We start from the raw sequence: 12909 nt of genomic DNA, 5'->3' as shown, positions 1-12909 counted from the left end.
TTTCTGTAGAAGGGCCATAGGCCCACGTTTCCCCCAGACCCCCTTCAAAGACTTTCAATACGAGTTGGTTTCCCCCTGTTTTGCCTGGCAAAACAGGGGGAAACCAACTCGCATTAAAAGTTTTTGGAGGGAGTCTGAGGGAACCGTGGGTCAGTGACCCTTTTACAAAAAGGTTCCCTCAGTGCAATAAATCAGGGTTTCCCCAGGGATTGGGAAGGCCGACCTGCGAGGGTCGGCCTTTTTTTTCGCCCGCGCCGGTCCCCAAGGCCGGTGTCCCGTGTGTGTGTGGTCGCGGAGAGAGGATAGGAGGCGGCGGGGGGGCGGGCCGCGGGGGCCTGGTTCCGAATCGTGTTGACATGGGCGCCCTGATCGAAGATAATATATGTTCTTTTTCACAGTCCCCGTCACTGCAAACCCATAAAGCACAGCACTGATTTCGGAGGTGCCGAATTGAGTGAGAGCAGGACCGTCTACGTTGGCATCGACGTCGGCTCGGTGAGCGCCAATACCGTCATACTCGATGAGGAACTCAACATCCTGGAAGAGCGCTATACGCGCACCCAGGGCGAGCCGCTCGCCACGGCGCGCGCGGTCCTGGGCGACGTGGTGGAGCGCTACGGCAGGGAGTCCATAGCCCTCGTCGCCACATCCGGCTCGGCGGGCAAGACCATAGCGCCCCTCATAGGCGGCGTATTCACGAACGAGGTCATCGCCCAGGCGCGGGCCACCGAGCACTTCCACCCCGAGGTCCGCACGGTCATCGAGATGGGCGGCCAGGACGCAAAGCTCATCCTCATCGACTACGACGAGAAGGCCGGCAAGCCCCGCATCGAGGACTTCCAGATGAACTCCGTGTGCGCCGCCGGCACGGGCTCGTTCCTCGATCAGCAGGCCTACCGCATGGGCCTCACCATAGAGGACTTCGGCAAACTGGCCCTCAAGAGCGCCAACCCGCCGCGCATCGCCGGCCGCTGCAGCGTCTTCGCCAAGAGCGACATGATCCACCTCCAGCAGGTGGCCACGCCGGACTACGACATAGTGGCCGGCCTCTGCTACGCCGTGGCCCGCAACTTCAAGGCCACCATAGGCAAGGGCAAGGAGTTCCGCCGTCCCGTCGCCTTCCAGGGCGGGGTGGCCGCCAACGCCGGCGTGAGAAAGGCCTTCAAGGACGTCCTCGAGCTCGACGACCGCGACTACGTCATCCCCGAGCACTTCGCCTCCATGGGCGCTCTCGGCTCGGTCTTCACGGCGCTCGACAAGCGCAGGGGGCTGGGCGAGTTCCGGGGCCTCCAGGGCCTTGAGCAGTTCATGGTCTCGGTCAAGCGGGGCGAAAAGGTCCTCGAGGGGTTGAAGCGTCCCAAGGGGCACCCCTCGGAGAAGACCACGTCCACGGGCTACAGCTTCGAGGGCAGGGGCAGGGTCGACGCCTACCTGGGCCTGGACATCGGCTCGACGAGCACCAACGTGGTCCTGCTCGACAGGGACGGAAGGCTCATCACCAAGCGCTACCTCGCCACCGCCGGAAGACCGCTCGAGGCCGTAAGACAGGGCCTCAGGGAGGTGGCCGAGGAGTGCGGAGAGCGGGTCAACGTCGTGGGCGTCGGTTCCACCGGCTCGGGCCGCTACCTGGCCGGCGACTTCGTCGGCGCCGACGTGGTGCGAAACGAGATAACCGCCCAGGCCAAGGCCGCCGCCGCCATAGACCCGGAAGTGGACACCATATTCGAGATAGGCGGCCAGGACTCCAAGTACATCGCCCTCGACGACGGTGTGGTCGTGGACTTCGAGATGAACAAGGTCTGCGCCGCGGGAACGGGCTCGTTCCTCGAGGAGCAGGCCGAGCGTCTGGGCATAAACATAAAGCGCCAGTTCAGCGACCTCGCCCTCTCCTGCGAGGCGCCGCCTGCCATGGGCGAGCGCTGCACGGTCTTCATCGAGAGCGACATGGTCCACCACCAGCAGCGGGGCGTCTCAAAGGACGGCCTCGTGGCGGGCCTCTCCTACTCCATAGTCCACAACTACCTCAACCGCGTCGTCGGCGACCGCCGCATAGGGAGGAAGATATTCTTCCAGGGCGGCACGGCCGCCAACCTCGGTGTCGTCGCGGCCTTCGAGAAGGTGACGGGAAAGCCCATCATCGTCCCGGAGCATCACGACGTGACCGGCGCCATAGGAGCGGCCATACTTGCCATGGAGGAGAAGGACCCGGCGGCCCCTACCCGCTTCAAGGGCTTCGACCTGAGCAAGAAGAAGTACTCGCTCGAGAGCTTCGAGTGCACCGACTGCTCGAACGTATGCGAGATCAGGAAGGTCGTGATGGAGGGAGAGGAGCCGCTCTACTACGGCGGCAGGTGCGAAAAATACGACGTGAAGCTCGCTGCCGCCAGGGACAACGGCCTTCCCGACCTCTTCAGGGAGCGCGAAAAGATGCTCTTTTCCACCTACAGGGGCCCTGCACTCGCCCCCGACGCCCCGGTCATCGGCATCCCGCGCATACTCTTCATGTACGAGATGTACCCCTTCTGGAGGGCCTTCTTCAACGAGCTCGGCTACAGGGTCGTGCTCTCGTCGCCGACCAACAAGGGCATCATCAAGAAGGGGGTGGAGCGCATCGTCACCGAGACGTGCTTTCCCATCAAGGTGTCCCACGGCCACATCGAAGAGCTCATGGAGAAGGGCGTAAGACGCATCTTCCTTCCCAGCATCATAAACCAGCGTCCCGCAAGGCCCCATCACCCCAACACCCAGCTCTGCCCCTACGTGCAGACCATGCCCTATCTGAGCGCGTCGGCCTTCGACTACGAGGCCGCCGGCGTCGAGGTCCTCACGCCGGTCATCAGGTTCAACCAGGGCGCAAAGGGCCTGAGAAGGGATTTCCATGCCGTGGGGCGCATGCTCGGCCGCGGCCGTTCGGCCGTGAACGCCGCCCTGAAGACGGCCATCGAGGCCCAGAAGGAGTTCGCCCGGCGGCTCATAGAGCGGGGCCGTGAGGTCGTCATGTCGCTTCGCCCCGACGACACGGCGCTCGTCATCGTGGGCAGGCCCTACAACACCATGGACGCGGGCATAAACCTCGAGCTGCCCCAGAAGCTGCGTGACATGGGCACCATCGCCATACCCTTCGACATGCTGCCCGTCGACGACGCCATCGACGACGTCATAGCGGGAGACATGTACTGGCGCAGCGGCCAGCGCATCCTCGCCACGGCCAAGCTCCTGAAGGACGACAGCCGTCTCTACGCCGTCTACATAACCAACTTCGGCTGCGGTCCCGACTCGTTCATAAGCCACTTCTTCAAGGAAGAGGCCGCCGGCAAACCCTTCCTCCAGCTCGAGATAGACGAGCACTCGGCCGACGCGGGGGCCATAACGCGCTGCGAGGCGTTCCTCGACAGCCTGCGCAACGTGCGCGGCCGGGGCGCGAAGAAGGTCGAGAAGGAGCGCAAGGCCGTGCGCCGCACGGACTTCAAGAAGACCCTCTACCTGCCCAACATGGCGGACGGCGCCTACCCCATAGCCGCCGCCTTTCAGGCCTGCGGCATAGACGCCGTAGTCATGGACGAGCCCGACGAGGAGTCGGTGCGCTACGGCCGCACCTTCACGTCGGGCCGCGAGTGCTTCCCCTGCACGGTGACGACGGGGGACATGGTCAAGACGGCCAGGCGACCGGACTTCGACCCCGACAGGAGCGCCTTCTTCATGCCGTCGGGCAACGGTCCCTGCCGTTTCGGCCAGTACAACCGCTACCACCGGCTCGTGCTCGACGAGATGGGACTTCACCACGTGCCGGTCTACGCGCCCGACCAGGACGAGACGTTCTACAGGGAGCTGGGCATGGTGGGCGGCAATTTCTCGCGCCTTGCGTGGTGGGGCATCGTGGCCGTCGACCTCCTCGACAAGAGGCTGCGAGAGACCCGTCCCTACGAGACCGAGCCGGGAGCGAGCGAGAAGGTCTACTGGAAGTACCTCCACAGGGTATGTGACGCCATAAGGGAGCGGCGCTTCCCGGAAGAGGAGCTGAGGGCCGCCAAGGAGGCCTTCCAGGCCGTGCCCGTGAAGAACCCCGGCTCAAGGCCGGTCGTCGGCATCGTCGGCGAGATCTACGTGAGGAGTAACCGTTTCAGCAACGAAAACCTCATAAGGAAGCTCGAGGGGCTCGGCGCCGAGGTGCGCATGCCCCCCATCTCGGAGTGGATATACTACACCAACTACTGCTCCAAGCGCCGCAACCTCGGCCGCTCGCGCTACGGCGACTGGTTTCGCACGGTGGTCAACGATTTCTTCCAGCGCAAGGACGAAAAGCGCATGGAGAACATTCTCAACGGCGATCTCCGCGGCGGCCACGAGCCCACGACCGAAGAGATACTGAGGCGCTCGTCGGCCTACATGGATGATTCCTTCGAGGGCGAGGCCGTGCTCAGCATAGGCAAGGTCATGCACTTCATCGAACAGGGCGTGCACGGCATCGTCAACGCCATGCCCTTCACCTGCATGCCCGGCACGGTGGTCAACGCCGTGCTCAAGAAGGTGCGCGAGCGCAACTCCAACATACCTTACCTGAACATGGTCTACGACGGCACGGAGGACACAAACGCCAAGACGAGGCTCGAGGCCTTCGTCCACCAGGCCAGGGAGTTCATGGGAAGGCGTGAGGCCTGAGCCGCGGGGGGCGCGGGGGGGCGCGGGGGGCGGCCCGGAGGCGCTGAGCGTTGGAGCCTGAGAGTCTCGTTCTTGTCGCCGCCGCGGCCGCGGCCGGGACGTGCGCGGTCCTGGCCGCGACCTTCCTGCTGCGGCGCCGTCGGGGCCGGAGCGCCGGCCGTGAAGGGCGGCCCGACAATGTCGCCGCGGCCCTTGAGCTGATGGGCCGCGAGATGTCGAGGCTCTCCGAACAGGTGACGGGCCAGCTCTCGGCCGTAACCTCGCAGCTCCAGGTCAACACGGGCCAGGTGAGCGAACGCATGGAGGCGGCGGCCCGCGTCTTCGGCGAGGTCAAGGAGGGCATAGGCTCGCTCCGCGCGGCCACCGGAGAGCTCGCCCGCATAGGGCGCGACATATCGAGCCTCCAGGAGATACTGGGCCCTCCCAAGCTCCGCGGCGGGCTCGGCGAGTTCCTCCTCTCGGAGCTTCTCGCCATGTGCCTGCCGCCGTCGGCCTACGAGCTCGAGTACGCATTCTCCGACGGCCTGCGCGTAGACGCGGTGGTGAAACTCTCGGCCGGGCTCGTGCCCGTGGACTCCAAGTTCCCGCTCGAAAGTTTCAGAAGACTTCTCGGCGCCGACGGCGCCGAGGCCGAAAGAGCGGCGCGCCGCGGCTTCGCCAGGGACGTAAGGCGCCACATAGACAAGATAGCGTCCTCCTACATAAGGCCCGACGAGTCGACCATGACCTTCGCCGTCATGTACGTGCCGGCCGAGAATGTCTACTACGAGACCATAGTGCGCGGCGACGGCACGGGCGAGGACCTCGTCGAGTACGCCATGCGGCGCAAGGTCGTGCCCGTCTCGCCCCAGGGCTTCTACATGTACCTCAATACCGTCGCCCTCGGACTGAAGGGGCTCGAGCTCTCGGAGCGGACCGGGCGGCTCTGGTCGCGCATCGAGAGGCTGAGCGACGAGTACGGCCGGCTCTGCGCCGAGCTCGACGTCATGGGCCGCCACCTGGCGAACGCGAAGAACCGCTACGACGCGGCACGCTCGATGCTCGTCTCCCTGGGCGAAAGGATAGAGGGACTCTCCCGCAGCGACGGGCGCGGCTGACGATTCGTGATGGGGCGCTTTCGCCGCTTCGGGGACTTTCCCCCGAGCGGTGAGCCGGAGTCTCCTCTATGGAGGAAGGCTCCAGCGGGGAGCGGCCATACAGATGTGGTGGAAGGGAACATGAAGAAGAGCAGTTACAACGTTGCTATCGCCGGTGCGACCGGCATGGTGGGAAAGGAGCTCATAAAGATACTCGAGGAGCGTGATTTTCCCGTGGGCAGGCTCACGCTCCTTGCGTCGGAGCGAAGCGCCGGGACGAAGCTCTCCTTCCGGGGCGGGGAGCTGGCGGTCCGCGCCATAGAGGACGAGGACTTCGAGGGCGTGGACATAGGGCTCTTCTCGCCGGGCGCGAAGGTGTCGGCCGTTCACGCGCCGCGGGCCGCGGCGGCGGGCTGCGTGGTGGTGGACAACACCAGCCGCTTCCGCATGGACCCGGAGGTGCCGCTCGTGGTGCCGGAGGTCAATGCCGACGAGATCGCGGGCTACGGCCGCAGGGGCATAATAGCCAACCCCAACTGCTCGACCATCCAGATGGTCGTGGCCCTCAAACCCATCCACGACCGTTTCAGGATAAAGCGGGTGGTCGTCTCCACCTACCAGGCCGTCTCCGGCGCCGGCAAGGAGGCGATGGACGAGCTGTCGGCCCAGGTGCGCATGCTCTTCAACATGAAAAAGCCCGAGATTGGGAGGGTCTTCCCCCACCGCATCGCCTTCAACTGCATACCCCATATCGACGTCTTCCTCGACGACGGCTATACGAAGGAAGAGGCCAAGATGGTGAACGAGACGAAGAAGATAATGGGCGACGACTCCATAAGGGTGACGGCCACGACGGTGCGGGTACCGGTCTTCAACGGACACTGCGAGTCGGTGAACGTGGAGACCGAGCTTGCCGTGACGCCCGACGGGGTGCGCGAGCTCCTGCGCGAAGCGCCGGGCGTGGAGGTGGCGGACGACCCCTCGCGCAACCTCTATCCGCTGGCCAGCGAGGCCGAGGGCCGCGACGAGGTCCTCGTGGGCCGCATCCGCCGCGACCCGACGGTGGAGAACGGCATAAACATGTGGATAGCGGCGGACAACCTGCGAAAGGGCGCGGCGCTCAACGCCGTACAGATCGCCGAGATACTGATAGACAGGTATCTCTGAAGCCCAGCCTTCGATGACCGTGCTTTCCACAGGCCGGGGGGGCGGAGGGGGGGGCGAAGGCGCGGAGCGCCTTGCCGGCGGTACGGAGCAGGGACGCTCCGGGCCTCGCAAGGTCCTGCTCACCGTCGAGTACGACGGCACCGGTTACGCCGGATGGCAGTTCCAGCCCAACCGCCCCACCGTGCAGGGTATGCTCGAGCTGGCGGTGCGCCGCCTGACGGGCGAACGGGTGCGCGTGGCCGGTGCGTCGCGCACCGACGCGGGCGTGCACGCCGAGGACCAGGCGGCCTGCTTCACCACGGCGTCGACCATACCGGCCGACGGCATCGCGGCTGCGCTCAACGCCCTGCTGCCCGGCGACATCGCCGTGAAGAGGGCGGTGGACGTGGCGCCGGACTTCGACCCCCGGCGGGCGGCAAGGAGCAAGCGCTACGTATACCGCGTCCTCAACCGCCCCGTCAGGTCGCCGCTGTGGCGCAGCCGCTCGTGGTTCGTCCCCCACGAGCTCGACGTGGAGGCCATGACGGCGGCGGCGACACACTTCGTCGGCGAGAAGGACTTTTCGAGCTTCCGCGCCGCCGACTCCGACGCCGTCCACTCCGTAAGACGCATCATCTCGGTCTCGGTCCGGCGGTGCGGCGACTTCGTGGACATCGAGGTCCACGGCACGGCCTTCCTGCGTCACATGGTCAGGATAATGGCGGGCACGCTCGTCTGGGTCGGCAAGGGCAAGCTCGCCGCCGACGACGTGGCGGCCGTCATCGAGGCGCGCCGCCGGTCGGCAGCGCCGGCCACGGCGCCGCCGCAGGGGCTCGTGCTCAAAAAGATAGAGTTTCAGCCGCCGGTACTCCCCCTCCATACGACCGGCGACGCATAACCTCTGTTAAGGAAACTCTGATTGATTACCCTGGGGGAAACTTTCTGTAGAAAGTTTCCCCCAGTGCAATAAATCAGAGCTTCCTTAAGATATCGAAAGCATTGGGAGGGACAGGAAGCGGCGGATGCGCGAGAGGATAGAAGAGGAGTCGGTACTTTTTGTAAGCGTCATCAAGTGGCTTGTGCTCGCCACCATAACGGGCGCAATCGTCGGGGCCGCGACGACGGTCTTTCTAAAGGCGCTGGAGTGGGGTGTGGAGCTCGGCGGCCGTCACGAGTACACCTTTTTGCTTCTGCCCGTCGCCTTTTTCCTCAGCGCCTACATCATAGAGAAGCTTGCCCCGGAGGCCGAGGGTCACGGCACGGAGAAGGTCATAGAGGCTGTCCATCACCGCTCTGGCAAGATCGACGCGCCCGTGGTGCCGGTGAAGCTCGTGGCCACGGTCGTCACCATCGCCGCCGGCGGGTCGGCCGGAAAGGAGGGGCCCTGCGCCCAGATAGGAGCGGGGCTTTCGTCGCTCTTCGCCGACCTCTTCAAGTTCAACGACGTAGACCGCAAGAAGCTCGTCATCTGCGGCATAAGCGCCGGCTTCTCCACGGTCTTCGGGACACCCATAGCGGGCGCCATCTTCGGCATCGAGGTCCTCTTCATCGGCACGCTCCTCTACGACGTGCTCCTTCCCTCCTTCATAGCCGGTATAGTGGGCTTCCAGGTCTCTTCGGCCCTGGGCGTCCACTACTTCTACAACCTCATGGACTCGATCCCGGGGCTCGACAGCTTCTTTCTCGCCAAGGTGCTCCTTTCGGGGCTCTTCTTCGGCCTCTGCTCCTTCCTCCACGTGGAGCTTCTCAACCTCGGAAAGTCCATCTCTTCGCGCCTGCCGCTTTCAAAGCCGGTGAAGGGGCTTGTGGGCGGCGCGGCGGTGGCGGCGCTCGTCTTCGTCTTTTCCAGGGACTATCTCGGCCTCGGCGTCCATACCATCGAGGCCGTGCTGCTTGGCGAGCCCGTGCCGTGGTACTCTTCGTTCGCCAAGGGGCTCTTCACCTCCATAACGCTCAACTTCGGCGGTTCCGGGGGCATAGTGACGCCCACATTCTTCGTGGGCGCCACGTCGGGGAGCTTCTTTGCCGATATCATGGGCTTTGACAGGGCCACCTTCGCGGCCATAGGGCTTGCGGCCCTCGTGGCCGGAGCTGCCAACACTCCCATAGCGGCGAGCATCATGGCCGTGGAGCTCTTCGGCTCGAAGCTCGCGCCCTATGCGGCCACGGCCTGCGTGGTGAGCTTCTTCATCTGCGGCCACCGGAGCGTCTACCCCTCGCAGATACTGGCGCTCAAGAAGTCGGCGTCTCTTCAAGTGGAGCTGGGACGCGAGATAGAGCGCATAAGGCCCGCCTACCAGCAGCGAAGCCGCAGCGTGACCGGCGTTATCGGCAAGGCGGCCACCCTGGTGCGCGACCGCCTCAAACGCCGGGCCGCCATCGAGCGGGGAGCGGCCGAGCGCAAGCCGCCGGCCAAGAAGGGGAGGCCGAGGCAGTAAAGAGCCCCGCCGGTAGCGGGCTCTCTCTTTTCTCGGACTTCCACCCCTCTCATCACCGTCCACACCCATCCCTTTCACATCCAAGGCGGTTTTGACTCGTTCGGCATCGTTCGGCCGATGGGATCCCTCGGTCGGCCTGCGCGGCTCTCACCGGGGAGGTCGCTACGCAAAGGCGTAAAGAAACCCCGCCTGGCGCGTAGCGACCTCCCCGGTGAGGGCCGCGCTCAGGGCGCGCCCTGGAAAGTTTCTCCCCGGGGCAAATTAATCGGATGTTTTCGAAAAAAAGTCCTTGACAGGGCCGTGGGAGGCCGCTATAATTCAGAACAATTCTCAGGTGAGAATGATTACAATGGGTATCGACATAAAGAAGTTCAGGGAAGAGGGCTTCAGGCTCACGCCCCAGCGGCTCGCCATACTGGAGTTCCTCGACGGCAACACCTCGCACCCCACGGCCGAGGATATACTGACCGAGGTCCGCAAGACCCATCCCACGGTCTCCATGGCGACGGTCTACAACACCCTCGACGTGCTCAAGCGGGGCGGCAGGCTCCTGGAGATCACCATCGATCCCAGGCGCAGCCACTTCGACCCCAATCCGGAGCCGCACCAGCACATAATCTGCGTGACCTGCGGCAGGATAGACGACCTCTTCATCGACTCGCTCAAGGGGATCGAGCTGCCCGAGGACGCGGCTTCGGATTTCGAGCTCATAGAGACGCACGTCAACTTCTACGGCCGCTGCAGGGACTGTTGCGGCCCGGGGGGTTGACAGGGCGCGCGGCGGTGCTATTAATTGGGAGTGAGGGGTCCGGTTAAGGGCTTCGGCCGTTCTCCCCGGGCCGGCGAGGCCGCGCTGGCGGCGAGGCCGTGCCTCCGGCGCGGCGCCCTGTTCCCGGTGGGCGGCGCAGAACCGTCTGCCGGGGAGGCGGAGAGGGTTCGACACTTCGTGTCTTACAGCAACAAGATCGGAGGGAGATGACGACCATGAGAAGGTATATTTTCGCAGTGGCTGCTTTTGTCTGGATGATCGGCGGCGCGGTCGGCGCGGCCGGCGTCGACGTGAAGGAGCATTTCGCGCCGCTTCCGCTTGTGGCCGACAACGCCGACAACCCCGTAACGCCCGAGAAGGCGGCGCTCGGAAAGCTCCTCTTTCTCGACCCCAGGCTCTCCCGGAGCGGCTTCATAAGCTGCAACTCCTGTCACAACCTGGCCACCGGCGGGGTGGACAACCTCGAGACCTCCATCGGCCACGGCTGGCAGCTCGGCCCCCGCAACGCGCCGACGGTCTTCAACGCCGCCATACTGGGCAGCCAGTTCTGGGACGGCAGGGCAAAGGACGTCGAGGCCCAGGCCGAGGGTCCCATACTCAATCCCAAGGAGATGGCCGCCACCGAGGAGCTGGTGCTCCGGCGCCTCGGCTCCATCCCGGCCTACGTTGAGATGTTCAGGAGCGCCTTTCCGGGCGAGGCCGAGCCGCTTACCTACAAGAACGTGGCCAGGGCCATAGCGGCCTTTGAGAGGACGCTTCTCACCCCCTCGCGCTTCGACGAATACCTGGCAGGCATCGAATCCGCCCTCACCGCGCGGGAGGTTCGCGGCCTCGAGCTCTTCGTCTCCAAGGGGTGCGTGGCCTGCCACAACGGCGCGGCCGTGGGGGGCGCTTCCTTCCAGCGCTTCGACTACGGCAGCGACCAGGGCCGCTACGAGGTCACCAAGGACGAGGCCGACCGCAAGGTCTTCCGCGTCGCCCCGCTTCGCAACGTGGAGCTCACCTACCCGTACTTCCACGACGGCAAGGTATGGAGCCTCGAAGAGGCCGTGAAGATAATGGCGCAGAAGCAGCTCGGCGTGGAGCTCACCGCCGCCGAGACGGCCGATATCGTGGCCTTCCTCAAGAGCCTCACCGGCGCGCAGCCACGGGTGGACTTTCCGAGGCTTCCTCCCTCCGGGGAGGCTACCCCCAGGCCGGACGTCAAGTAAGCAGGAGCCTGATGGGCGTCCGGTCCCCTGAGGGGCCTCACTCCGCCGCCCGGAGGATGTGTTGAGAATGACCAGGGAAACTTCGACTGATTACGGAAAAGAGGGCCTCTGCGGGGGACGCGGAACCGCCGCTGCCGGCGGGTCCGGAGGGAGAGCGGCGTCGGTGCTGCTCGTCGCCCTCTTCGCTTCGCTCCTTTCGGGAGCAGTCCTCGTCCGCAGCGCCGCGGCCATACCGGCCTTCGCCCGCCAGTACGGCGCGAGCTGTTCGCTCTGTCACGCCGCCTACCCCCGGCTCAACAGCTTCGGCGAGGAGTTCGCGGCGCGCAACATGAGGCTTCCCGGCTGGCGCGAGAGCTCGACGATGGACACCGGTGACGAGCGACTGGCCCTGCCCTCGTCGGCGCCCCTTGCCGTGAGGAGCCGCCTCTATATCCAGGGCCGCCAGGGCACGGAGGTGGACCCCGTCTCCGGCCCCACGGGCAACGACGCAGACCTTGACTTCCAGGCGCCCTATCTCTTCAAGCTCTTTGCGAGCGCGCCGCTCTCGGACCATATAACCTACTACTTCTACGCCATCATGGCCGAGAAGGGGGCCAACGGCGAGGTCGTGGTCGAGGACGCCTGGATACGCCACGACGACGTCTTCGCAACGGGCGTGGCGCTCCAGCTCGGCCAGTTCCAGATATCGGACCTCATGTTTCCGCGGGAGACGAGGATGACCTTCCAGGACTACATGGTCTACCGCATGGCGGGCATCACCTACGACCGCGGACTCCTCGCCGACCGGGACTTCGGCCCCGTCACCCTCGCCCTGGGGGCGGCCAACGGCAACGGCATCTCACAGAACTACTCGATCAACAGCCCCGGCTACAGGAGGCCCGACCACATGTTCGACAACGACCGCAACAAGTCCGTCTACGGCAGGGTCGGCCTCGATACGGAGGCCGTCTCGGTGGGGCTCTTCGGACTTGCCGGCAGGCAGAAGAACGCGGCCGGCGTCGCAGGCTCCGGCTCGCGCGATACGGCAAAGCGCATAGTGGGGATCGACATCTCCGGCGAGGCCCAGGGACGGCTCTACTGGTTCGTGCAACTGCTATGGAACCGCTGGGCCGACTTCATCGCCGAGGGGCGCGACTACGACTGGTACGGCGGTTTCGCGGGCATGGACTACGTGGCGAGCGAAAAATGGGTCTTTTCGCTGCTCTACAACTACGCCGACGCCGGAGACCTCGACGGCACCGCCACGGCCGCCTACTACTTCATGACCAACGTAAAGGGCGTCATGGAGGTAAACTACGACTTCCTCGGCGAGGACGACGACGCCGACTACGTGGGCCACGAGACAAAGGAGGGCTACGTCCTCGTCGGCATGGACGCCGCCTTTTAGTCACCCCCGTGACGCTCTTCCGGCGGACCGGGCGGGTCTTGCGGCCCCCATCCGCCCCCATACGACGGGAAGGCCGCGGAGAAAAGTCTTTATAACCGGATATTCAGGACTTTCGGGATTCCCTAAGCCCTCAATCGAATTGCACTGAGGGAACCTTTTTGTAAAAAGGTTCCCTCAGACTCCCTCCAAAAACTTTTAATGCGCCTTGGTTTCCCCCTGTTTT

8 protein-coding genes are annotated in these 12909 nt (G+C 64.9%); all 8 read left to right on the top strand.

The genetic code is table 11. The features are described 5' to 3' along the window. Positions 1-450 precede the first annotated feature (450 nt). Positions 451-4659 (top strand): CoA activase, encoded by a 4209-nt coding sequence (locus ENJ37_02140; GenBank protein ID HHL39283.1) that lies wholly within the window; start codon positions 451-453, stop codon positions 4657-4659. A gap of 50 nt (positions 4660-4709) precedes the next feature. Beyond that, positions 4710-5756, top strand: coding sequence for a DNA recombination protein RmuC (locus ENJ37_02135; protein HHL39282.1), 1047 nt, complete (start codon positions 4710-4712; stop codon positions 5754-5756). A gap of 120 nt (positions 5757-5876) precedes the next feature. Then, entirely contained in the window at positions 5877-6902 is a 1026-nt protein-coding gene (locus ENJ37_02130; protein ID HHL39281.1) for an aspartate-semialdehyde dehydrogenase, read from the top strand. Positions 6903-6915: 13 nt separating this feature from the next. Next, positions 6916-7779, top strand: coding sequence for a tRNA pseudouridine(38-40) synthase TruA (gene truA, locus ENJ37_02125; protein HHL39280.1), 864 nt, complete (start codon positions 6916-6918; stop codon positions 7777-7779). A gap of 124 nt (positions 7780-7903) precedes the next feature. Beyond that, complete coding sequence (locus ENJ37_02120; protein ID HHL39279.1) at positions 7904-9319, top strand: voltage-gated chloride channel; 1416 nt, start codon at positions 7904-7906, stop codon at positions 9317-9319. Between the two features lie 349 nt (positions 9320-9668). Continuing rightward, positions 9669-10088, top strand: a complete 420-nt coding sequence (locus tag ENJ37_02115) for a transcriptional repressor (protein ID HHL39278.1) — start codon at positions 9669-9671, stop codon at positions 10086-10088. Positions 10089-10303: 215 nt separating this feature from the next. Further along, the gene (locus ENJ37_02110) at positions 10304-11299 is read left to right on the top strand and encodes a cytochrome-c peroxidase (protein HHL39277.1); all 996 of its coding nucleotides are present in this window, start codon (positions 10304-10306) and stop codon (positions 11297-11299) included. 67 nt (positions 11300-11366) lie between these two features. Beyond that, positions 11367-12686 (top strand): hypothetical protein, encoded by a 1320-nt coding sequence (locus tag ENJ37_02105; protein ID HHL39276.1) that lies wholly within the window; start codon positions 11367-11369, stop codon positions 12684-12686. The last annotated feature ends 223 nt before the right edge of the window (positions 12687-12909 follow it).

This window comes from Deltaproteobacteria bacterium, assembly GCA_011375175.1.
In the GTDB taxonomy this organism is placed as follows: Bacteria; Desulfobacterota; GWC2-55-46; order GWC2-55-46; family DRME01; genus DRME01.
Note: the sequence above shows the minus strand (reverse complement) of the source record. Positions and strands in the feature narration are given on the sequence as shown.

Excerpts from the sequence above, each read along its gene's own strand:
- ENJ37_02120 (HHL39279.1), top strand. The coding sequence starts at position 7,904 with ATGCGCGAGAGGATAGAAGAGGAGTCGGTACTTTTTGTAAGCGTCATC.
- ENJ37_02130 (HHL39281.1), top strand. The coding sequence starts at position 5,877 with ATGAAGAAGAGCAGTTACAACGTTGCTATCGCCGGTGCGACCGGCATG.
- truA (HHL39280.1), top strand. The coding sequence starts at position 6,916 with ATGACCGTGCTTTCCACAGGCCGGGGGGGCGGAGGGGGGGGCGAAGGC.
- ENJ37_02105 (HHL39276.1), top strand. The coding sequence starts at position 11,367 with ATGACCAGGGAAACTTCGACTGATTACGGAAAAGAGGGCCTCTGCGGG.
- ENJ37_02110 (HHL39277.1), top strand. The coding sequence starts at position 10,304 with ATGAGAAGGTATATTTTCGCAGTGGCTGCTTTTGTCTGGATGATCGGC.
- ENJ37_02115 (HHL39278.1), top strand. The coding sequence starts at position 9,669 with ATGGGTATCGACATAAAGAAGTTCAGGGAAGAGGGCTTCAGGCTCACG.